The organism is Actinoplanes sp. NPDC049118 (assembly GCF_040648555.1).
Taxonomy (GTDB): Bacteria; Actinomycetota; Actinomycetes; order Mycobacteriales; family Micromonosporaceae; genus Actinoplanes.
The window spans coordinates 427,650-449,305 of record NZ_JBEZDY010000002.1; the positions used below are offsets into that span (position 1 = coordinate 427,650).

At 73.5% G+C, this 21,656-nt stretch carries 17 protein-coding genes; 10 read left to right on the forward strand and 7 right to left on the reverse strand.

All coding sequences use genetic code 11. From position 1 onward, the window contains the following. The first annotated feature begins 41 nt into the window (after positions 1–41). The 6 genes from dxs to AB0B58_RS04505 all read left to right on the forward strand — a co-directional run bounded on the left by dxs (position 42) and on the right by AB0B58_RS04505 (position 8,018). On the forward strand, positions 42–1,970 hold the full coding sequence (dxs, locus tag AB0B58_RS04480; protein ID WP_360217290.1) for a 1-deoxy-D-xylulose-5-phosphate synthase: 1,929 nt from the start codon (positions 42–44) through the stop codon (positions 1,968–1,970). A 43-nt stretch (positions 1,971–2,013) separates the two neighbouring features. Next, a complete protein-coding gene (locus AB0B58_RS04485; protein WP_360217293.1) occupies positions 2,014–3,333 on the forward strand; it encodes a PQQ-binding-like beta-propeller repeat protein in 1,320 nt (439 codons plus the stop codon). Beyond that, positions 3,330–4,661, forward strand: coding sequence for a PQQ-binding-like beta-propeller repeat protein (locus AB0B58_RS04490; RefSeq protein WP_360217296.1), 1,332 nt, complete (start codon positions 3,330–3,332; stop codon positions 4,659–4,661). The genes AB0B58_RS04485 and AB0B58_RS04490 overlap by 4 nt, the downstream gene beginning before the upstream one ends. A gap of 38 nt (positions 4,662–4,699) precedes the next feature. After that, positions 4,700–6,013 (forward strand): hypothetical protein, encoded by a 1,314-nt coding sequence (locus AB0B58_RS04495; RefSeq protein WP_360217299.1) that lies wholly within the window; start codon positions 4,700–4,702, stop codon positions 6,011–6,013. 86 nt (positions 6,014–6,099) lie between these two features. Next, complete coding sequence (locus AB0B58_RS04500; protein ID WP_360217302.1) at positions 6,100–6,792, forward strand: response regulator transcription factor; 693 nt, start codon at positions 6,100–6,102, stop codon at positions 6,790–6,792. Next, on the forward strand, positions 6,789–8,018 hold the full coding sequence (locus AB0B58_RS04505) for a HAMP domain-containing sensor histidine kinase (RefSeq protein WP_360217305.1): 1,230 nt from the start codon (positions 6,789–6,791) through the stop codon (positions 8,016–8,018). Before AB0B58_RS04500 ends, AB0B58_RS04505 begins: the two co-directional genes overlap by 4 nt. A 5-nt stretch (positions 8,019–8,023) precedes the next feature. Here the strand turns inward: AB0B58_RS04505 and AB0B58_RS04510 are convergent, their stop codons facing one another. The 6 genes from AB0B58_RS04510 to AB0B58_RS04535 all read right to left on the reverse strand — a co-directional run bounded on the left by AB0B58_RS04510 (position 8,024) and on the right by AB0B58_RS04535 (position 16,562). Continuing rightward, the gene (locus AB0B58_RS04510; protein WP_360217308.1) at positions 8,024–8,980 is read right to left on the reverse strand and encodes a DUF2637 domain-containing protein; all 957 of its coding nucleotides are present in this window, start codon (positions 8,978–8,980) and stop codon (positions 8,024–8,026) included. A gap of 166 nt (positions 8,981–9,146) precedes the next feature. After that, positions 9,147–10,415 (reverse strand): hypothetical protein, encoded by a 1,269-nt coding sequence (locus AB0B58_RS04515; protein ID WP_360217311.1) that lies wholly within the window; start codon positions 10,413–10,415, stop codon positions 9,147–9,149. A gap of 245 nt (positions 10,416–10,660) precedes the next feature. After that, positions 10,661–11,587 carry a hypothetical protein gene (locus AB0B58_RS04520; RefSeq protein WP_360217314.1) on the reverse strand — a complete coding sequence of 309 codons (927 nt, stop codon included), beginning with the start codon at positions 11,585–11,587 and terminating at the stop codon, positions 10,661–10,663. A 153-nt stretch (positions 11,588–11,740) separates the two neighbouring features. Next, entirely contained in the window at positions 11,741–13,801 is a 2,061-nt protein-coding gene (locus AB0B58_RS04525) for a 3-hydroxyacyl-CoA dehydrogenase NAD-binding domain-containing protein (protein ID WP_360217529.1), read from the reverse strand. Positions 13,802–13,806: 5 nt separating this feature from the next. After that, a complete protein-coding gene (locus AB0B58_RS04530) occupies positions 13,807–15,003 on the reverse strand; it encodes a thiolase family protein (RefSeq protein ID WP_354722217.1) in 1,197 nt (398 codons plus the stop codon). Positions 15,004–15,242: 239 nt separating this feature from the next. Next, positions 15,243–16,562 (reverse strand): ribonuclease D, encoded by a 1,320-nt coding sequence (locus AB0B58_RS04535; RefSeq protein ID WP_360217318.1) that lies wholly within the window; start codon positions 16,560–16,562, stop codon positions 15,243–15,245. Positions 16,563–16,750: 188 nt separating this feature from the next. On the opposite strand from AB0B58_RS04535, the gene AB0B58_RS04540 reads away from it, so the two are divergent. Continuing rightward, complete coding sequence (locus AB0B58_RS04540; RefSeq protein WP_360217321.1) at positions 16,751–17,749, forward strand: S1C family serine protease; 999 nt, start codon at positions 16,751–16,753, stop codon at positions 17,747–17,749. On the opposite strand, the gene AB0B58_RS04545 is transcribed toward AB0B58_RS04540, so the two are convergent. Further along, complete coding sequence (locus tag AB0B58_RS04545; protein ID WP_360217324.1) at positions 17,746–18,318, reverse strand: DUF3000 domain-containing protein; 573 nt, start codon at positions 18,316–18,318, stop codon at positions 17,746–17,748. The two genes, AB0B58_RS04540 and AB0B58_RS04545, sit on opposite strands and share 4 nt — an antisense overlap. Before the next feature lie 86 nt (positions 18,319–18,404). On the opposite strand from AB0B58_RS04545, the gene hemE reads away from it, so the two are divergent. The 3 genes from hemE to hemQ all read left to right on the forward strand — a co-directional run bounded on the left by hemE (position 18,405) and on the right by hemQ (position 21,627). After that, positions 18,405–19,433 (forward strand): uroporphyrinogen decarboxylase, encoded by a 1,029-nt coding sequence (gene hemE / locus AB0B58_RS04550; RefSeq protein WP_360217327.1) that lies wholly within the window; start codon positions 18,405–18,407, stop codon positions 19,431–19,433. Between the two features lie 92 nt (positions 19,434–19,525). Next, positions 19,526–20,923 (forward strand): protoporphyrinogen oxidase, encoded by a 1,398-nt coding sequence (gene hemG, locus AB0B58_RS04555; RefSeq protein WP_360217330.1) that lies wholly within the window; start codon positions 19,526–19,528, stop codon positions 20,921–20,923. After that, positions 20,920–21,627, forward strand: coding sequence for a hydrogen peroxide-dependent heme synthase (gene hemQ / locus AB0B58_RS04560; RefSeq protein ID WP_360217333.1), 708 nt, complete (start codon positions 20,920–20,922; stop codon positions 21,625–21,627). Before hemG ends, hemQ begins: the two co-directional genes overlap by 4 nt. Positions 21,628–21,656: the final 29 nt, after the last annotated feature.

A 21,656-nucleotide genomic window follows, 5' to 3' on the forward strand; every position in this document is an offset into this window, starting at 1 on the left:
GCCAGATGCGGGGGAGCGTTCCGCCGATAGACTGACTCCTCATGAGCGAGCGCAGTGATCAGACGACGGCCGGCATCCTCCCGGGCATCAAGACTCCCGGCGACCTCAAGAGCCTCGGTCCCGATCAGCTCACCCTGCTCGCAGCGGAGATCCGCGACTTCCTGGTCGCCAAGGTGTCCCGCACCGGCGGCCACCTCGGCCCCAACCTCGGCGTCGTGGAGACGACCCTCGCGCTGCACCGGGTCTTCGACTCGCCGCGCGACCGGATTCTCTTCGACACCGGCCACCAGGCATATGTGCACAAGATCGTGACCGGCCGGCAGGACGGATTCGAGCGGCTGCGCCAGCGCGGCGGGCTCTCCGGATACCCGAGCCAGGCCGAGAGCGAGCACGACCTGATCGAGAACTCGCACGCCTCCACCGCCCTGTCTTACGCGGATGGCATCTCCAAGGCCTTCGCGCTGCGCGGCGAGGACCGGCACACGGTCGCGGTCGTCGGCGACGGCGCCCTGACCGGCGGCATGTGCTGGGAGGCGCTCAACAACATCGCGTCGGCGAAGAACCGCCTGGTCATCGTCGTCAACGACAACGGCCGGTCCTACGCGCCGACCATCGGCGGCCTGGCCGACCACCTCTCCACGCTGCGCCTCAACCCCGGCTACGAGCGCGTCCTCGACCTGGTCAAGGACGCCCTCGGCTCGACGCCGGTGGTCGGCAAGCCGGTCTACGAGGTGCTGCACGCGGTCAAGAAGGGCATCAAGGACGCGGTCAGCCCGCAGCCGATGTTCGAGGACCTGGGCATCAAGTACATCGGCCCGGTCGACGGGCACGACATCCAGGCGATGGAGTCCGCGCTGCGCCGGGCCAAGGGCTTCAACGCCCCGGTCATCGTGCACGCGGTGACCCGCAAGGGCTACGGCTACCGGCCGGCCGAGGACGACGAGGCGGACTGCCTGCACGGCCCCGGCAGCGCGTTCAGCATCGAGACCGGCAAGCTGCTCGCCGCGCCGAGCGTCAAGTGGACCCACGTCTTCGCCGAGGAGCTCGTCGCGATCGCCGACGAGCGGCCCGACGTCGTCGGCATCACCGCCGCGATGGCGGAGCCGACCGGCATCGCCGCGCTGCAGAAGAAATACCCGGAGCGCACCTACGACGTCGGCATCGCCGAGCAGCACGCCATCACGTCGGCGGCCGGCCTGGCGATGGGCGGCCTGCACCCGGTCGTCGCGGTGTACGCGACCTTCCTCAACCGCGCGTTCGACCAGGTCCTGCTCGACGTGGCGATGCATGGGCTGCCGCTGACGATCGTGCTCGACCGGGCCGGCATCACCGGCCCCGACGGCCCGAGTCACTACGGCATCTGGGACATGAGCGTCTTCGGCGCGGTGCCCGGGCTGCGGATCGCCGCCCCGCGCGACGCGGCCACCCTGCGCGAGGAGCTGCGCGAGGCGGTCGCCGTCGACGACGGCCCGACCATCGTGCGCTTCCCGACCGGCTCGGTCGCCGCGGACCTGCCCGCGGTCCGCCGGGTCGGCCCGGTCGACGTGCTGCGCGAGGACGACCGCAAGGACATCCTGCTGGTCGCGGTGGGTGCCTTCGCCAAGCTGGGCATGGAGGTCGCCGACCGGGTCGCCGAGCAGGGCTACGGCGTGACCGTGGTCGACCCGCGCTGGGTCCGTCCGGTCCCGATCGAGCTCGCCGCGCTGAGCCGGGGGCACCGCCTCGTGGTGACCCTCGAGGACGGCATCCGGGCCGGCGGCGTCGGCGACGCGGTGGCCAGCGCCCTGCGCGACGCCGGCGTGGCCGTGCCGCTGCGCGACTTCGGGGTCCCGGCCGGCTTCCACCCGCACGGCAGCCGGGCCGAGATCCTGACCGCGCTCGGCCTCACGGCGCAGGACATCGCCCGCGACGTGACGGAGTGGGTCTCGCAGCTGGAGGACCCCGCCGCGGAGCATCAGCCGCAGGGCTGATGGCCGACAAGCCGTTTCGTTATCCATCCGTTATCTTTGATGGATGGCGGCGGAGACGTTCGGCGGCGCGACTGTAGTCATCGACCTCGGCCTGGCCCGGGGCGAACCGGACGAATACGCCCGGCCCGCGCGTTCCACCGTGCCGGCCTGGTTCGCCCCGATGATCATCGCCATGCTCGTGTTGCTGTCGTCCGCCGCGTCGGCCGCGCCGCCGCCACCGGCGCTGTCGCCGCTGCTAACCCTGCGCGTAGGACCGGGCGACCCGTTCGTGTTGACCGAGGGCGGCGACCTGCTCGCGCAGACCTACGGCCGCCTCAGCGCGTACGCGCTGAGCGACGGCCGGCTGAGGTGGGAGGCCGGGTCGGCGTCGCCCACGTACCGGCTCCGCACCGGCGGCGGCCTCGTGCTGCTGCGCCCGTGGAGCGCCGACCGCGCCGACCCCGGCACCACGGCCCTCTCCCTGGCCAGCGGCGCGGCGCAGTGGCGGCGTTCCGGCAACGTCGTCACGATCGCCGGCTCGACCACCCTGCTAGCCGTGTCCGGCGTGCGCAGCATCTCCGGATCGGGCCGCCGGGTGCAGGGGCCCGTCGACGCCGTCGACCCCGTCGGCGGCACCACCCGCTGGCAGGTGGACGTCCCCTCGACCGCGGTGCTGCTCGGCGTCCCGGGTCCGGCCGGGCAGCGGTCGCGGATGCTGCTCATGCACGACGACCGGACCGCGGCCGTGCACGACCTGGGCACCGGTGCCCTGCTCGCCACGGCCCCGCTGCCGCCCGCCGACTACGGGCCGGACAACCCGGTGGTCACCGGCCGGTTCCTGCTGCTGCGCCACCCGACGCCCGGCGGCCGGATGGTCAGCGCCTTCGACCCGGTCACCCTCGAACAGCGCTGGACCCGGCCGGCCGGCTTCGCGTTCGGCGTGACCCCGTGCGGGGAACTCGCCTGTCTCACCGGCCCCGACGGCGTCCGCGCGATCGAGCCGTCCACCGGCGTGCAGCGCTGGTTCAGGGCCGGGTGGCGCAGCGTCGAGCAGCGCAACGGGCTGGTCGTCGCGTACGGGACAGCGGCCGGCGAGACCGATCCGGTCGGCGTGATCGACCCGGCGACCGGTGCGGTGCTGACCGGCCTGCACGGCTGGCGGCCCGTCCCGGCACCCGGCGGCGGTGACCGGATGCTCGTGACCAGGCTGGTCGACGCCGGTGCCCGTACCATGGTCGCGGTCGTCGGTCCCGGCGACGCGCGACCCGAGCTGCTGGCCGACCTGCCCGCGGGCACCGGGGACTGTCAGGCCGCCCCCGGCCGGCTGGTCTGCCGCTCCACCTCCGGCGACCTGGTCGTCTGGTCGTATCGACGGAAGGGATGAGTGTGGCGCTGATCGAGCTGAGCCCGCAGACGCCGGTTCCGCCCGCAGCAGCCACCCCGCCGCCCCCGTACTCCTATCGCCGCTTCGGTCTGGCGCTCGCCGCCCTGCTGGTGCTCGCGCTCGGCGGGGCCGCGCCGGCCTCGTCGGCGCTCTGGTGGCGCATCGGCGCGGTGCCCCTGCCGGCCGGCGGCGACTTCCAGCTGACCGCCGACCGGATCTACACCATGGATCTCGAGGCGGTCCCGCGGGTGCTCACGGCCTGGCAGGCCGACCCGGTGCGCCGGCTCTGGAGCATCACGGCCGCCGGGGACGAGGACCCGTTCGTCGTCCGGGACGCGACCGCCGACCTCGTCCTCGTGCAGGAGGGGCGCGGCGTCACGGTGCGCGACTCCCGCACGGGTGCGGTCCGCTGGGCGTCGGCCGTCGGCGTGCAGCGGCTCACCGACGGGGTCGGCGTGATCCGGCAGGAGAACTTCCGGCCCGGCACCGAGTACGACCCGGAGTCCGGCGATCCCGGCCGGCTCTACGGCGTGAACGGCGGCTCGCTGCACACCGAGCCGGCGCTCAGCACGGAGCTACGCGGCGTCGAACTCGCCAGCGGCCGCCGGCTCTGGTCCGTCACGGTCCCCGGCTCCGTGTACACCGCGTGGCCCGACGCGCCCGGGTCCGGCCTGGTGGTCCTCTCGGCGCAGAGACTTTCCCTGCTGTCGCCGCATACCGGCGCGGTACTGCGCGAGCGGGCGGTGCCCCGGGTCGGCGGCCAGGGCCCGGCCAGGGGCGAGGTCGCCGACGGCATGGTGCTGGTCCACTACGGCGTCTTCGGCGAGGGCGGCCGGGTCATCGCGTACGCGTCGGACACGCTCGACGAGCGCTGGCGGCGCGAGCAGTCCGACCCGGCCGGCAACTCCGCCAACTGCTACGGCCTGACGTGCTCGGTGGGCCGCGACGATCTCACCGTGCTCGACCCCCGTACCGGGGCGCCCCGCTGGCGGGTCACCGGGACCGACGTCCTGTCGCTGGGTACCGGCGCGGCGTTCGAGGTGCGGAATCTGAGCACCCCGCTGCGCACCGTCAGCCTCGACACCGGGCGTACCCGGGCCGAGCTGGCCGGGTGGCGCGAGTACTACCAGGTCAACGGCCGCTCCGCATACGTGCTGAGGCGTCCGGAGAAGGACGGGAGCACCGCCTTCGGCCTGCTGCTGCCGGGCCGGGCCACGGTGCAGCCGCTCGGCCGGCTGTCCGGCGTCGTCCAGCAGTGCCAGCCCGTTCCGGGGGTCATCGCCTGTCAGGCGCGGGACCACCTGGAGGTCTGGGCGTACCGCGGCTGATCTGCCCGATCATCGTCGCCCCGGCGCACAATGACGGCGTGGGTGACGTCCTGATCGACCTGGGTGAGCAGCACGGACGGCCGCCGGACCCGGCCGGGCCGGGCCGCCGGCCGCACCGCTTCCGGGCCTTCCTCGCCGCCCTCTCCGCCGCCCTGTTGACCACTCTCACCGGGGCGGCGGCGTACCCGGCCCCGGCCGCGCCGGTCATCGTGCCCGCCCGGCTCGGCGACAACATGTTCGTCGAGCAGAGCCGCCTGTACCTGGTCAGCGCCGGACCCGGGCCGCGCGGCGTCGCCGTGCAGAACAAGATCGTCAGCACGTACGCGCTGCCCGCCGGGCGGTTGCTCTCCCGCACCACCGTCACCGTCACCGGCGCGATCTTCCAGGTCACGTCGGCGGGAGACACGGTCCTGGTCTCGTACCAGGTCGACACCGTCGGCGCGGAGGCCACCGTGGCCCTGGCGGCCGGCTCCGACCGGGCCCTCTGGCGGGCGCCAGCCCGGCTGCTCAGCGTCTCGCCGCGGGCCGGCCTGGTCCTGCTGCGGGAGAACCGCCCGTACCTCGGCGACCCGCGCTGGTACGGCGTCGACCTGGCCACCGGGCGCCCGCGGTGGACCTTCGAGCAGCCGGCGCAGGGCTACACGACCGAGGCCGGGTACGTCGCCGGCTTCCCGCACCGGCTGATCACCGCCACCACGGCCGGGCACCTCGAGGTACGCGACACCACCACCGGCGCCCCGGTCTCCGCGGTCGACGTGCGCGCGCCGGCCGAGTGGTCGCGGCGCAGCGTCGGCGTCTGGCCCGCCGGCGATCTCGTGCTGGTGGGCGGCGTGGGCGGGATCACCGCGTACGCGATGGCCGACCTGGGCCGGCGCTGGCACAGCAGCGTCGACCTGTCCGGCCGCTGGGTTCAGGACTGCGTCGCCATCTGCGTGTTCGGGTACCGCGGCGGCGTACAGGTGCTCGACCCGGTCACCGGCCGGGTGCGCTGGGCCGCCGACCACTGGACCGCGGCCGACCGGGCCGGCGGCTACCTGCTGGTCAACCGCAACGAGGGGCTGGAGGGGCGGTACCCGCTCACCGTCGTCGAGCCGGAGACCGGGGTGCCGCACGGCGACTTCGGACAGTGGCGTCCGGCCGGCGAGGTCCGGGCCGACGGCACCGTCGTCGGCCTGCGCCAGCGGATCGCCGACGACGTGGTCTTCTACGCGCTGCTCGACCCGGCGACGCTGGCCGTGCGGGTGCTGGGCTCGGCCACCTTCGTCTCCGGCGACTGCCGGCCCACCACCGAGGTGCTCGTCTGCCGGCGCATCGATGCATCCGTCGCGGTCTGGCCCCTTACCGAGTCGTGACCGACCGGTAGCCTGCACTTACGGCCTCTTCACACACTGGCGGGGAGGCTTGGCGGCGAACTGACTGTGACTTCGGAGGACCGCGGGTGCGCGTGCTGGTGGTGGAAGACGAGCGGAACCTCTGCGATGCGATCGCGCGGGGGCTGCGCCGCAAGGGTATGGCGGTCGACGTCGCGTACGACGGCCTGGCCGGCCACGAGATGGCGTACGTGACGCGCTACGACGTCGTCGTGCTGGACCGGGACCTTCCCGGCATGCACGGCGACGAGATCTGCGCGGCGCTGGTCGCCTCCGGGGCGCTGACCCGGGTGCTGATGCTGACGGCCAGCGTCACCGTCGCGGAGCGCGTCGAGGGCCTGCAGCTCGGCGCCGACGACTACCTGCCCAAGCCGTTCGCCTTCGAGGAACTGGTGGCCCGGGTGCAGGCGCTGGGCCGGCGGGCCACCCCGGCGGCGCCGCCGGTGCTGACCGTCGGCGACCTGATCCTCGACCAGGCCCGCCGGGTGGTGACCCGCGGCGGCGTGCCGATCGACCTGACGAACAAGGAGTTCGGCGTCCTCGAGGAGCTGCTCAAAGCCCGCGGCGGCGTGGTGTCCAGCGAGGAGCTGCTCGAGCGGGTCTGGGACGCCAACACCGACCCGTTCACGACGACGGTCCGGGTGACGGTGATGACGTTGCGCAAGAAGATGGGCGACCCGCCGCTCATCGAGACGGTGGTCGGCGCGGGCTACCGCGTCCCCGAACCGGTCGTCGTGATGCCCGCCGGTGGCGGGGCGTGACCGTCTACGCGAGCCGGCGCGAACGGCTGCGGCTGCGGCCGACGCTGCGGCTGCGGCTCACCCTGCTGAACGGCATCCTGCTGGTCGGTGCGGGCGCGATCCTGGTGCTGCTGGCCTGGCTCCTGGTCGGCGACGCCCTGCACCCGGCGGTCCAGCTGCAGGCGGGCACCCAGGTGGTGCTCACCGACGGCAGCCGGGTCGAAGCGCTCACCTGGCAGACCGAGCTGGTCGACCGCGCCTCGCGGGAGTTGCTGCTCAAGGGCCTGATCGCGCTCTTCGTCATCGGCCTGATCGGCATCGCGGGCGCGTACGCGGTGGCCGGCCGGGCCCTTCGCCCGCTGCACTTCGTCACGGCGACCGCGCAGCGCCTCGGCGAGGAGACGCTGGACCAGCGCATCCGCTACTCCGGCGCGGACGACGAGGTGGCGGAGCTGGCCGGCACCTTCGACGCGATGCTGGACCGGCTGGCCGGTGCGTTCGAGTCGCAGAAGCGCTTCGTGGCGAACGCGTCGCACGAGCTGCGCACGCCGCTGGCGGTCATGCGCACCGAGATCGACGTGACGCTGACCGACGACGAGGCCGACGTGGCCGAGTACCGCCGCATGGCCAAGGTCGTGCGCAACGCCTCCGAACGCGCGAACGGCCTGGTCGACGCGCTGCTGGTGCTGGCGCGCAGCGAGGCACAGTCCGGCCGGCGGCTGGTGCGCAAGGTGCCGGCGGACCTGGCGACCAGCGTCTACAACGCGCTGTCGGCGGTGAAGGCCGAGGCGGAGCGGATGAAGCTCGAGGTGACCACGGACCTGCGGGCGGCGCCGGTGGTCGGCGACCCGAGCCTGCTGGACCGGCTGGCCGGAAATCTGATCGAGAACGCGATCCGCTACAACCACCTGATGGGCCGGCTCTGGCTGCGCACGGAGAACGTGGACGGCCACGCCCGGCTGGTGGTGGGTAACACCGGCTACGAGGTCGACCCGGCCGACGTGCCGGGCCTGTTCGAGCCGTTCCGCCGCGGTGGCTGGGAGCGGACCGGATCGCGCGGGTCGGGGCTCGGCCTGTCGATCGTGCGTGCCGTCTGCGACGCGCACGGCGGGACCGTTTCGGCCGTGGCGCAGGAGGGCGGCGGCCTGGAGGTGACGGTGAGCCTGCCGGCGGCGGACAAGACGCCGGTGGTGGCGGCCACGGCTACCGTGCCTCGCGCCAAGGGACTCGGCGTCGCTCCCGGCTGAGCCGGCTACGCCGCCAGGCGAAGGTCGTCGCCGTGGCCCGCCTCGCGGCGGATGGTGCGCCAGCGCGAGGCGCTGATGCCCAGCTCCGTCGCCAGCTCCGCCTCGGTGATCTCCGGGCGGCGGGATTTGATCTCCACTGCGGCCTTTATCGTCTCGGCGGGGGTCCGGCGGGTCCTCGCGGCGGGTTTGCCGGCGCTCTTCGCCGGTGCCGGGCCCTTGGCGGTCTTGGCCCCGGCCGTTCCCGCGACGGCGGCCCGGCCCGGGCCGGTCGCCCTCGCGGACTGCGCGGGAGCGGTGACGCGGGCGGTCTGGCGGGTCAGCGTCGGCGCGAAGGCGGACACCTCGGCGCCCCGGGTCTTGGGCAGACCCGTCCGGGGGAGCGCGGCGGCGACCTCGGCCAGCGCGGCCGCCGTGGCGCGGTTGCGCCGGACACCGGCTGCCGCCGGCCCGCCGGCGGCGGAAGCCGCCTGAGCCGGCACGGGGACCAGGCCCGGCGCGACGCTCTCGGCGGCACCGGGCGTCGCGGCCGGCCGCGTGCCCTCGCGGGCCGCCTTCGTCGTCTCGGCCTCCAGCGACGAGATCCGTCCGCCCAGCTCGACCAGGCAGATGCTCGCGACCACGATCAGCCCGTCGACCGACAGCGGCAGCAGGTACGGCGACGCTCCCGTCTCGCCGTACCGGGCGGCGACGCCGGCCATGTGCCAGTAGGAGACCCATGCGGCGATGCCCGCGATCGTCGCGGTCGCGACCAGCCGGGCGAAGGCCAGGGAGCGGCGGTGTACCGGGACCCTCGAGATCAGCTCGACCGTGAGCAGCAGGGCGAGCGGCGGCCAGGCGGCGATGGCCTGGCTGATCGGGTTGTCCTGTGCGTGCAGGATGTTCGCGACCACGGAGGCCGCGACGCCCAGGACGAGGGTCGCTCGCACGGCCCAGCGGACACGGCGAAGTTGCGGGAGTAACACCGGACGCTCCTCTGCCAGTCGAACCGATAGCCGGGCCCCGGTGGGGACCCGGCGAACCATCCTGTCGGCTTGATGTTTCGTTACGGCATCGGTGAGGCGATCGCCACTGACCGCGTCACGTTCGTATCGGGAGTGAGGCCAACGTGTGACGTGGCCGTGCGGCGTGTCAGTTTGACTTCTTCTCGACCTGCGCCCTGAGCTTGGGGAATTCACCCTTCGCCTTGCTCATCGACGTGAAGTACCAGATCACCCAGCCGACGCTGCCCTCGTCGGCCCAGCCGCACATGACGATCGGGGCGCCGCCGGCCTCGCCCTTGCCGCACTTGGCCACGCCGCCGAGCCGGCCCGGGTCGGCGATCGTGATGCCGGTCAGCTTCAGCTCGTCGGCGTCCGCGTCGGCGAACGACGCCTCCAGGTCGCGCTCCGGGTCCTCGACCGGGGCCGCGGCGGCCGCGACGATGACGATGTCCCGCTTCTTCAGCGTGCCGTAGAGAGCGCCGACCGTCTGCGTGGCGCCCCGGACGTTGGCGGGGCCCTGCCGCAGCTGCTCGCCCGCGCCCGAGAACTTCGGGTCGGTCAGCTTGGGCCGGCCGCCGAGCGTCTTCGGCTCCACCACGGTGATCGTGGACGACGGCGGCGGCGCGGTGGTCTCGGTCGGCGTGGGCGTCGGCGTCGCCAGGGCGTCCGCGATGTCCTTGGCGGTGTTGCGGCTCGCGAGGTAGATGGCCGTGCTGCCACCGACGCAGAGCACCAGAACGACGGCGATCGACATCAGGGTGATCGGCAACGCCCTCGACTTCGCCTTCGGCGGGGGCGGGTAGCCCGGCATCGGCGACCCGGACTGCGGGTAACCGGGCTGCGAGAAGCCCGGCTGCGCGTAGCCGGGTTGTGCCTGCGTGGGCTGTCCGTAGCCGGGCTGTGCCTGCGTGGGCTGTCCGTAGCCGCGTTGTGCCTGCGCGGGTTGCCCGTAGTCGGGTTGTGCCTGCGCGGGTTGCCCGTAGCCGGGTTGTGCCTGCGTGGGCTGTCCGTAGTCGGGTTGTGCCTGCGCGGGCTGTCCGTAGCCGGGTTGTGCCTGCGCGGGCTGTCCGTAGTCGGGTTGTGCCTGCGCGGGTTGCCCGTAGCCGGGTTGTGCCTGCGTGGGCTGTCCGTAGCCGGGCTGTGCCTGCGTGGGCGGTGCGTAGCCGGGCGGTGCATAGCCGGGCTGGGTGTAGTCGGGCGGGCCGGACGTGGGCTGCGCGTCCGGCGGCTGCGGCGGGAAGCCGGGCTGTGGCGGGACCGAGGTCGGCACGTCCGGGTTAGGCCGGCCCTGGTAAGGCTCGCCGGCCTGGCTCGGATAGGGCTGGGTCGGTGCATGGTCCGGCGGGCCCGGCTGGCCGGCGCCGGGCTGTTCGGGGTGGGGCTGCCCGGAGTAGGGCTGGTTCGGGGGCTGCGACATCAACGCTCCATCGATCGGGCAACGGCAGGGGGCTGCGCCGGGCCCGGCCCGCGTGGTGCAGACATGCCGGACATGACACCGTTAGCCGACCTCGTCACGCGCGTGACGTGAAACCTCGGGCCCCGGCTCCGGCGACGACTCGATCGGTAGCACCGACCCTAAACCGCCGCCGGCCGCCGTGGCGTCCGCGTTTCCGCGATCTGCGCCACGCCGGACCTCTCGGTCCGGCGGGCTCGCGGCACGGGTCAGGACTTCTGCTCGATCTCGCCGCGCATCGCGACGAACTCCTTCTCGAGGTCGGCCTTCTTCTTGAACATCATCGTGATCATGCCGACGCTGCCGTTGTCGGACCAGACGCAGACCGCCATCGGCACGCCCGCGGTGTCGCTGTCGCCGCACTTGGCGATGCCGCCGAGCGGGCCCGGGTCGGTGTCGGTCATGGTGTCGATGTTGATGCCGCCCGCGCTGAGGCCGGAGGTGAAGTCGTCGAAGCGGCTCTGCGCGGAGCCGTTGATCGAGGACGCGGCGGCGACCATGACGAGGTCCTGCTCCACCGGGTCGCCGTAGACCGCGCCGACCGAGCCGGTGGCGCCCGGGATCTGGGCCATCTGGCCGTCGAGGCCCTCGACGCTGTCCTGCAGGCCGGGGTTGGTGGTCTTGGGGCGGCCGCCCAGCGTCTCCGGCTCAACCACGGTGATCTTGGAGGCGTCGACGACCTCTGTGATCTTGTCCTTGGCGGCGAAGAATACGGCGACGCTACCGCCGACGCAGAGCAGCGCGATGACGCCCACCACGATGAGCACGATCTTCAGCGCCGACGACTTCTTCTTCGGGGGCGGGGCCATGCCGTACTGCGGCACTCCGCCCCCGGGCGGCGGGTACGCGCCCTGGTCGCCGGGCGGCGGGTACGCGCCCTGCTCGCCGGGCGGCGGGTATGCGCCCTGCTCGCCGGGCGGCGGGTATGCGCCCTGCTCGCCGGGCGGCGGCGGGTACGAGGGCTGGCCGGGCGGCGGGTAGGAACCCTGGCCGGGCGGCGGCGGGTATGCGCCCTGGTCGGCGGGCGGCGGGTAGGAAGGCTGGGCCGGGTAGGAGCCCGGGGCCGCCGGCGGCTGGTAGCCACCTTCGGGCCCGGGTTCTCCCGGGGAGGGCGGCGGGTACGGCGGCTGTGACATGGAAACTCCAGAACTAAAGACGTCAGCCGCCGGAGCCTACCGACCCCGGACGACCCATGGCGTCGCGAACCCGTCACTCGAGGAACCGAGTGCCGTAAAGACCATCGTCCCCGCGCCGGGACCGACGCGGGGACGATGTGCCGAGAAAACCGGTCAGGCGGGCAGGCTGGCCACGCCGCGCGGCAGGAACCGCTTGCCGGTGACCCGCTCCGAGGTGCCGCTGCGGTCCAGGTACGGCGTGACGCCGCCCAGGTGGAACGGCCAGCCGGCGCCGAGGATCATGCACAGGTCGATGTCCTGCGCCTCGGCGACGACGCCCTCGTCCAGCATCAGCCGGATCTCCTGCGCCAGCGCCTCGAGCGCCTTGGTGCGTACCTCTTCGGCGGTCAGGGGGGCGGAACCGCCCTCGACCAGCTTGACCACCTCGGGGTTGATCTCGTCATCGACCATGAGCGGCAGGCCGGCGTCGACGATCTTCTTGAGGTTGGGGCTGTCGCCGAAGCGGTCCGGGAACGCCGCGTGCAGCGTTCCGCCCACGTGGTAGGCCACCGCGGGGCCGACCAGCTGAAGCAGCGCGATCGGGCGCATGGGCAGGCCCAGCGGGTCCAGCGCCGAGTCGACGACCGCCAGCGGCGTGCCGGCGTCGATGGCGTTGAAGACCTCGCTGGTGAAGCGGGTCAGCAGCCGGTTGACCACGAACGCCGGGGCGTCCTTGACCAGCACCGACGACTTGCGCAGCTCCTTGCCGACGGCGAACGCCGTGGCCAGCGCCGCGTCGTCGGTCCGCTCGCCCTTGATGATCTCGAGCAGCGGCAGCACGGCGACCGGGTTGAAGAAGTGGAAGCCGACGACCCGCTCGGGGTGCTCGAGGTCGGCGGCCATCTCGGTCACCGACAGCGACGAGGTGTTGGTCGCCAGGATCGCCTCGGGAGTGACGATCTTCTCCAGCTCGGCCCAGATCTGCTTCTTGAGGTCGAGGTTCTCGAAGACGGCCTCGATCACGAAGTCGGCGTCGGCGAAGACGGACTTGTCGACCGAGCCGCTGACCAGGCCGCGCAGCTTGGCGGCGGTGCCCTCGTCCATCCGGCCCTTGCCGACCAGCTTGTCGATCTGGCCGTGCACGTAGCCGACGCCCTTGTCGACCCGGGTCTGGTCCAGGTCGGTCAGCACGACCGGCACCTGCAGGCGGCGGGCGAAGAGCAGGGCGAGCTGGGAGGCCATCAGGCCGGCGCCGATGATGCCGACCTTGGTGACCTTGCGGGCCAGCGACTTGTCCGGCACGCCGACCGGGCGCTTCGCGCGGCGCTGCACCAGGTCGAACGCGTACAGGCTGGAGCGGGACTCGTCGCCCATGATCAGGTCGGCGAGCGCCTCGGTCTCGGCGGCGGTGCCGTCCTCGAACGACGCGTCCTTCGCCAGCGCGAGCAGCTCGAGGGCCTTGTTGGCCGACGGGACCGCGCCGTGCAGCTTCTCGTCGAGCTGCTGCTTGACGAAGAAGAGCACGCCCTCCCACATGTCCTTGTCGACCTCGGGGCGGGTGACCGTGATCTCGCCCTTGACGACGCCGGCGGCCCACTCGAGCGAGTGCTCGAGGAAGTCGGCCGCCTCGAAGAGCGCGTCGGCGAGGCCCAGCTCGGCGGCCTGCTTCGGCCGGAGCACCTTCTGGGTGAGCGGGTTCTGCAGGATGACCTGCGCCGCGCCCGGCAGGCCGATGAGGTTGGGCAGCAGCTGGCTGCCGCCCCAGCCGGGCACCAGGCCGATCGCGACCTCGGGCAGGCCGAGGGCCGCCGCGCCGCTGGAGACGGTGCGGTAGTGGCAGTGCAGGGCGGACTCGAGGCCGCCGCCGAGCGCCGCGCCGTTGATGAACGCGAACGTCGGGATGGCGGAGTTCTTCAGGCGGGCGAAGACCGCGTGGCCCAGCTCCCCGAGCGCGACAGCCTGGTCCCGCTCGGTGATGAACGGCATGCCGGTGATGTCGGCGCCGACGCAGAAGATGTACGGCTTGCCGGTCAGCGCGATGAACGCGGGGTCGGCCTCGGTGGCCTTGGTGATGGCCTCGTCGAGCGAGCGCAGCCCGGCCGGGCCGAAGCTGTTCGGCTTCTTGTAGTCCAGGCCGTTGTCGAGGGTGATGATCGCGGCGGGCTTGTCCAGCCCGGGCACCCGGACCAGGCGGACGAGCGCCTTGGTCACGACCTCGTTCGGGTAAGCAGGCAGAGCCGTCACTTGTCCGCACCTTCCCAGTGGGGGTTCTCCCAGATGACCGTGCCGCCCATGCCGATGCCGATGCACATGGCGTTGATGCCGTACCGGACCTCGGGGTGCTCCTCGAAGTGCCGCGCCAGCTGGGTCATGAGCCGGACGCCGGAGCTGGCCAGCGGGTGACCGATGGCGATCGCGCCGCCCCACGGGTTCACCCGCGGGTCGTCGTCGGCGATGCCGTAGTGGTCGAGGAACGCGAGCACCTGGACGGCGAAGGCCTCGTTGAGCTCGAACAGGCCGATGTCGTCGATGGTCAGGCCGGCGAGGCGCAGCGCCTTCTCGGTCGACGGGATCGGGCCGTAGCCCATGATCTCCGGCTCGACGCCGACGAAGCCGTACGAGACCAGCCGCATGGCGACCGGCAGGCCCAGCTCGCGGGCGGTGTCCTCGTCGGCAAGGATGGCGGCGGTGGCGCCGTCGTTGAGGCCGGCCGCGTTGCCCGCGGTGACCCGGCCGTGCGGACGGAACGGCGTCTTGAGGGTGGCGAGCTTCTCCAGCGACGTGGCGCGCGGCGCCTCGTCGACGGTGGCCAGGCCCCAGCCCTCCTCCGCGTTGCGGACGGCGACGGGCACCATGTCGGGCTGCAGCTTGCCGTTCGCGTACGCCTTCGCGGTCTTCTCCTGCGAGGCGAGACCGAACGCGTCGACGCGCGCCTTGGTGATGTTCGGCAGGCGGTCGTGCAGGTTCTCGGCGGTGGAGCCCATCACGAGGGCGGACGGGTCGACCAGCTTCTCGGCCAGGATCCGCGGGTTGGGGTCGACGCCCTCGCCCATCGGGTGCCGGCCCATGTGCTCGACACCGCCGGCGATGGCGACGTCGTATGCGCCCATGGCGATGCCGCCGGCGACGTTGGTCACCGCGGTCATGGCGCCGGCGCACATCCGGTCGATGGCGTAGCCGGGCACGGTCTTGGGCAGGCCGGACAGCAGCGCGGCGGTCCGGCCGATGGTCAGGCCCTGGTCGCCGGTCTGCGTGGTGGCCGCGATGGCGACCTCGTCCACGCGCTCGGGCGGCAGCTGCGGATTGCGGCGCATCAGCTCTCGGATGCAGCGGATCACCAGGTCGTCGGCGCGGGTCTCGGCATACATGCCGCCCGCCTTGCCGAACGGGGTGCGTACGCCGTCAACGAAGACGACCTCGCGGCTTACTCGGGGCACAACAAGCCTCCTTGCAGGCGAACCCAGGGAGTTAGAGCCCTGATGCTACTCGTCGGTAACTTTGTTGCCCAGCCGGGTGCGGGGTCCTCGTTCTCACATCTTTGGCGAAGGACCCGTGACGCGGGCGCCGAATCGGGATGTCGTGCCTGGTGGCGGGTTCCGCCCAGGCCGCACGAAAAAGGGGCACGGCACCCGGTCGTCGATCTTGACCTGGGTGTCGTGCCCCGATCGGGAACCGCTCAGTCGTCGGAGGGCTCCGGGAGGGCCTCGGCGATCTTGTCGGCGATCAGGCCCATCTGCCAGTCGCGGGCGCCGAACTCCTTCAGCGTGTCCGACACGGTCTTCTCGGTCACCTCCGGCGGCGGGGACCAGGCCAGCCGGCGGATGAAGTCCGGGCTGATCAGGTTCTCCGGCGGGAGGTTGTGCGCCTCCGCCGTGCCGATCACCACCTGCCGGCAGCGCTGCAGCCGGGCCGCCGCGATCGGGTCGCGCTCCGCCCAGCGGTGCGGCGGCGGCGGGCCGTCGACCGGCACGTTCACCGGCAGCTCGTCGTCGGACAGGGCGCGGGCGCCGTCGAGGGCGTCCAGCCAGACGCGGGCCAGGCGGCGCACCGACCGGCCGCCGAAGCCCGGCAGGCCCAGCAGGGTGCGTTCCTCCTTCGGGTCCAGCTCGGCCGCCGCGATGATGGCCGAGTCCGGCAGGACGCGGCCCGGCGCCGAGTCGCGGCGGGCCGCCACCGCGTCGCGGGCCTGCCAGAGGGCGCGGACCCGCGACTGCGCGCGGGCGCCGCGGACGCGGTGGATTCCCGAGGTGCGCCGCCACGGGTCGGGCCGGGTGCGCGGCGGGCGGTCCGCGCTCGCCACCAGGGCCGCGAACTCCTCGGCCGCCCAGGCCGACTTGCCCTGCCGGTCCAGCTCCGCCGCGAGCAGATCGCGCAGGTCGGTCAGCAGCTCCACGTCCAGCGCCGCGTACGTCAGCCAGGACTCCGGCAGGGGCCGGGTGGACCAGTCCGCCGCCGAGTGGTGCTTCTCCAGCGAGTAGCCCAGCAGCTGCTCCGTCAGCGCCGCGAGGCCCACCCGTTCGAAGCCCGCGAGCCTCGCCGCCAGCTCGGTGTCGAAGAGCTTCCTCGGCTTCATGCCGATCTCGGCCAGGCAGGCCAGGTCCTGGCTCGCCGCGTGCAGCACCCACTCCGTCTCGGCGAGCGCCTCGTCCAGCGTGTGCAGGTCGTCCAGGGGCATCGGGTCGATCAGGACCGTGCCGCTTCCCGCCCGGCGCAGCTGCACCAGGTAGGCCCGCTGGGTGTACCGGTAGCCGGAGGCGCGCTCGGCGTCCACGGCCACCGGGCCCGATCCCGCCGCCATCCGCGCGACGATCTCGGCGAGCTCCGCGGCGGTCTCCACCGGCCGCGGCGTGCCCTCCCTGGGCGCCGTGAGGGGAATCGACGTGCGGGAGGGTTCGGGCTCGGGACCGCCAGACGTCAGGTCGGGCGGCACGGAGTGCGGTCCGTCCCCTGCTTGGTCCGGCGCGTCCCGACGGCGCAGGGGTTCTTCGTCGGTCACTCCGTAACCGTACGGGGGTACCGCCTCCCTGGCGCGCAGCCGGGTCCCGGCGCGTCGGCGCTCGATCCACTCGGCCGTTTCCATAAATCCGACCGGTTGTTTCAAGAAAGCCGTTCGGCGCCCGTCCGCGGACCCCGTTTCGTCCGTACTACCGGCCGGAGCGTCGATACCCGGGAGGCCTGCGCCGCATGACGACCGCCTACGACCCCTTCGGGGCGCCGATCCCGCGCAGGCAACCACGGGATCCGCTCCTGAGCCTGCCCGACCACCCGTCCGGTGAGTGGGCCACCGCCTCCCGGGCCGTGCCCCGGATCGGGCACCCGCGCCCGGCGCGTGAGGGCGCCGGGCCGCACCTGGCGTCGCCGACCGGCGGCGCGCCCTACCCGCTCGTCGCCGAGCCGGCGAGCGAACCGGCCGTGCTCAACGGTCGCGGGCGCAGCCGGCTGGCCACCATGCTGCTGGTCGTCGTCCTGCTGCTGGTCGCCGGGTGGCAGGCGTGGCGCCTCGACCGGGTCGACCGCCGGCTGGCCGCCAGCACCGATCAGCTCGCGACCGCGCTCGACCGCCAGGACCAGTTCGCCGACCGGGCCGACCGGCTGGAGAAGCAGCTCGCCGGGGTCTTCGACCCCGAGGCCATCTCGCGGACGGTGCTGCCGAGCGTCTTCCGGGTCCGGGCCGGCAACTTCACGGGTACGGCGTTCTCGGTCGGCGACAAGGCCGCGGACGGGCAGGCGAACCTGCTGACGAACTACCACGTGATCGAGACGGTGTGGGAGTCCGGCGCCCGGAAGGTCTTCCTGGAGCGCGGCAAGGACGAGCTCTCCGCGACCATCATCAAGGTCGACAAGGGCAGTGACCTGGCGCTGCTGCGGGCCAACCGCAAGATCGCCGGGCTGGACACGGCGCCCGCGACGGTCAAGCCCGGACAACAGGTCGTGGTCGTCGGCGCGCCCCTCGGGCTCGAGGACACCGTGACCACCGGGGTGGTCAGCGCCTACCGGCCGGACGACGCGGGCGGACCGACGATCCAGTTCGACGCGCCCATCAATCCCGGCAACTCCGGCGGACCGGTGGTCAACAGCAAGGACGAGGTGATCGGGCTGGCCACGGCCAAGGCCCGCGACGCCGAGGGCATCGGCATCGGCGTACCGATCAAGACGGCCTGCGAGGCCTTCAAGGTCTGCTAGTTCGCTCCCGCGCGCTGGCGGTTGTTGAGGGCCGTCACGCCCGGGGGCGGCAGGCCCGCCGTCGAGGCCAGCATCGTGCACCAGCCCTGCAGGTGTGCGCCCAGGTCGTCCGAGGTCGGCGTCCACGACGCGCGGATCTCCAGGTCGGCGGTCGGCGCCGGGCCGGCCAGCTCGCCGAAGCGGGTCGACGTGGTCTGGGTGATCGTCCCGCCGATCGCCGTGTAGAGCGCCGAGTGCAGGTCGAGCCCGTCGGTGAGCCAGGTCCAGGCCACCGCGGGCAGCAGCGGGTCCCCGGCCATGTCGGACTCCAGCTCGGCCGTGATCAGCGTGACCAGCCGCAGGTTGCCCTGCCAGGCGTCGTGCCCGGCCGGGTCGTGCAGCAGGATCAGCCGGCCGCTCGCCACCTCGTCACCCTCGCGCAGCACGGTCGCGCTCAGCGCGAAGCCGTACGGGGCCAGCCGCTGCGGCGCGGCGATCTCCTCGAGCAGGATCTCCTCGCGCGGCGCGGCGGCCCGCAGCCCGGCGACGGCGCGGGTGAACGCCTCGGGTGCAGCGGACGTGGGCCCCATGGGACGAAGCCTATGCCGATCACCTCGATCCGGTGCCGCGCGGCGCGCCGCACGGCGCCGTTCACTCACATGGCACGATGTCGCGAGTGACCAAGTCTCTCCACGATTCGGTGTTCGTCCGGGCCTGCCGCGGCCTGCCGGTGCCGCACCCGCCCGTCTGGTTCATGCGGCAGGCGGGCCGTTCACTGCCCGAGTACCGCAAGATCCGCGAGGGCGTCGGGATGCTGGAATCCTGCGGCCGCCCCGACCTGGTCACCGAGATCACCCTGCAACCCGTGCGCCGGCACGGCGTCGACGCCGCGATCCTGTTCAGCGACATCGTGGTGCCGCTGGCCGCCGCGGGCGTCGACCTCGACATCGTGGCCGGCACCGGCCCGGTGGTGGCCTCGCCGATCCGCACGGCCGCGGACGTCGCCGGCCTGCGCACCCTGGAGCCCGGCGCCGTCGGATACGTCGACGAGGCCGTGCGGATGCTGGTGCCCGAGCTCGGCCCGATCCCGCTGATCGGCTTCGCCGGCGCGCCGTTCACCCTGGCCAGCTACCTGATCGAGGGCGGCCCTTCACGGACCTACCTGAAGACCAAGGCCATGATGTACGGCGAACCGGACCTGTGGAACGCGCTGTGCTCGCGGCTGGCCGACATCACGCTGGCGTTCCTGCGGGTGCAGGTGAACGCCGGGGTCAGCGCGATCCAGCTCTTCGACTCGTGGGCGGGCGCGCTGTCCGAGGCCGACTACCGCCGGTTCGTCCTGCCGCACTCGACGCGGGTGCTGCGCGGCCTTGAGGACGCGGGGGTGCCCCGGATCCACTTCGGCGTCGGCACCGCCGTCCTGCTCGAGGCGATGGGTGAGGCCGGTGCGGACGTCGTCGGGGTGGACTGGCGTACGCCGCTGGACCGGGCCACGACGATGATCGGGCCGGGCCGGGCCGTGCAGGGAAACCTCGACCCGGCGATCCTGTTCGCGCCCTGGGAGGTGGTCGAGCGGGAGGCCCGGCGGGTGGTCGCCGAGGGACGCGCGGCACCGGGCCACGTCTTCAACCTCGGCCACGGCGTGATGCCGGAGACCGACCCCGACGTCCTGACCCGCCTGGTCGAACTCGTACACGGCGGCTGATCGCCGGACGCCCGCGGGTGCTTCGGTGACATCGACAACTGCCGCGGGGGCGCGATCCGGCCGCGCGCGGCGCGGCCATTAGGCTCGGGTTCGTGCGCAAGCGGGTGGCGGTGGTCGGCGGTGGTATCGCCGGGCTGGCCGCCGCCGTCCGGATTCGGGACCGGGCGCCCGCCGGCACCGAGATCACCGTGTTCGAGCAGTCCGACCGCCTCGGCGGCAAGCTGCGCACCGGTGAGCTCTCCGGCACGCTCGTCGAGCGGGGCGCCGAGTCCTTCCTGGCCGGCGGGCCGGACGGCGGCGAGTCCGCGGCGGTGCGCCTCGCGCGGGCGGTCGGCCTCGGCGACGCCCTCGTGCACCCGGCCGCTGTCCCAGCGGCGCTGGCCATCGGGGGCCGCCTCGAGCCGCTGCCCAAGGGGACGCTCGTCGGCGTGCCCGGTGACCTGCGCACGCTGGGCCCGGTCGCCCGGCCGGCGGCCGACGCCGACCGGGACGGTGGCCGCCCGCTGCTGGCACCCGGCGCCGACGTCGCCGTCGGCACCCTGGTCCGGTCCCGGTACGGCGACGAGGTCGCCGACCGGCTCGTCGACCCCATGCTCGGCGGGGTCTACGCGGGCCGAGCCGACCGGCTCTCGCTGGCCGCCACGATGCCCGCGCTGGCCCGCGCGGCCCGCACCGAGCACACCCTGGCCGGCGCGGTCCGTGCCGCACAGGCCGCGGCGGTGCGGGTGCCCGGCCGCCCGGTCTTCGCCGCGGTCGACGGCGGCATGAGCCGCCTGATCGACGCCGCCGAGGACGCCGCCGGCGCCCGGATCAGCCTCGGCCTGCCCGTCCGTGAGCTGGAGCGCACCCCGCGCGGCTGGCGGCTGCTGCTCGGCCCGGTGCCGGCGCCGCGGACCGAGGAGTTCGACGCCGTCGTGCTGGCCGTGCCCGCCCGTCCGGCCGCGCGGCTGCTCGCTGGCCTCGATGCCGCCGCGGCCGCCGGCGTCGAGTCGCTCGACTACGCGAGCGTCGCCCTGGTCGCGTTCGCGCTGCCGCCCGGCACACCGCTGCCCGACCTGTCCGGGTTCCTGGTCCCGCCGACCGAGGGCACCCTGGTCAAGGCGGCCACGTTCGTCACGCACAAGTGGCCGCACCTGCGCCGCGCCGGTGGTCCGGTGATCGTCCGGGCGTCGCTCGGGCGGGCCGGCGAGGAGGCGCGGCTGCAGCACGACGACGCGGCGCTCGCCGCGACCGCGCACGCCGAGCTGGGCGCGCTGATCGGCGGCCCGCTGCCGCCGCCGGTCGCCTCCTGGGTGCAGCGCTGGGGCGGCGGGCTGCCGCAGTACGCGCCCGGCCACCTCGACCGGGTCGCCCGGGCCCGGGCCGCGCTCGCCGACCGTCCCGGACTGGCCCTGGCCGGTGCCGCGTACGACGGTGTCGGCATCGTGGCCTGCGTGGCCAGCGGCGAGAGCGCCGCAGATGACGTCCTGAGACACCTGGAGGAGCGATGACCGATCAGCCGCAGAGCAACGCCGCGCGGGTCAAGGAGCTGAACGCGACGATCCGCTACACGATGTGGTCGGTCTTCCGGGCCGTGTCGCCGCTTCCCGCGCTGCGCGAGGATCTGGCCCGCGAGGTCGACGCGCTGTTCGAGCAGCTGCTCGGCAAGGACGTGGTGGTGCGCGGCACCTACGACGTCTCCGGCCTGCGCGCCGACGCCGACCTCCTCGTCTGGTGGCACTCGGAGTCGCCGGACGCGCTGCAGGAGGCGTACGGGCTGTTGCGGCGTACCGCCTTCGGGCGCCACCTCGAGCCCGTCTGGTCGCAGATGGCGCTGCACCGGCCGGCCGAGTTCAACAAGAGCCACCTGCCCGCTTTCCTGGCCGGCGAGGAGGCACGCCCGTACGTCTGCGTCTACCCGTTCGTGCGGTCCTACGAGTGGTACCTGCTTCCGGACGAGGAGCGGCGCTCCATGCTGGCCGAGCACGGCAGGATGGCGCGCGGCTACCCGGACGTGCGGGCCAACACGGTCGCGTCGTTCGCGCTCGGCGACTACGAGTGGATGCTGGCGTTCGAGGCGGACGAACTGCACCGCATCGTCGACCTGATGCGCGACCTGCGGGCCTCGACCGCGCGCCGGCACGTCCGCGAGGAGGTGCCGTTCTACACCGGCCGCCGCCGCTCGCTCACCGAGATCGTCGCCTCGCTCCCGTAGCGCCCGGCGGTTCAGCCCGGCGCCATAGT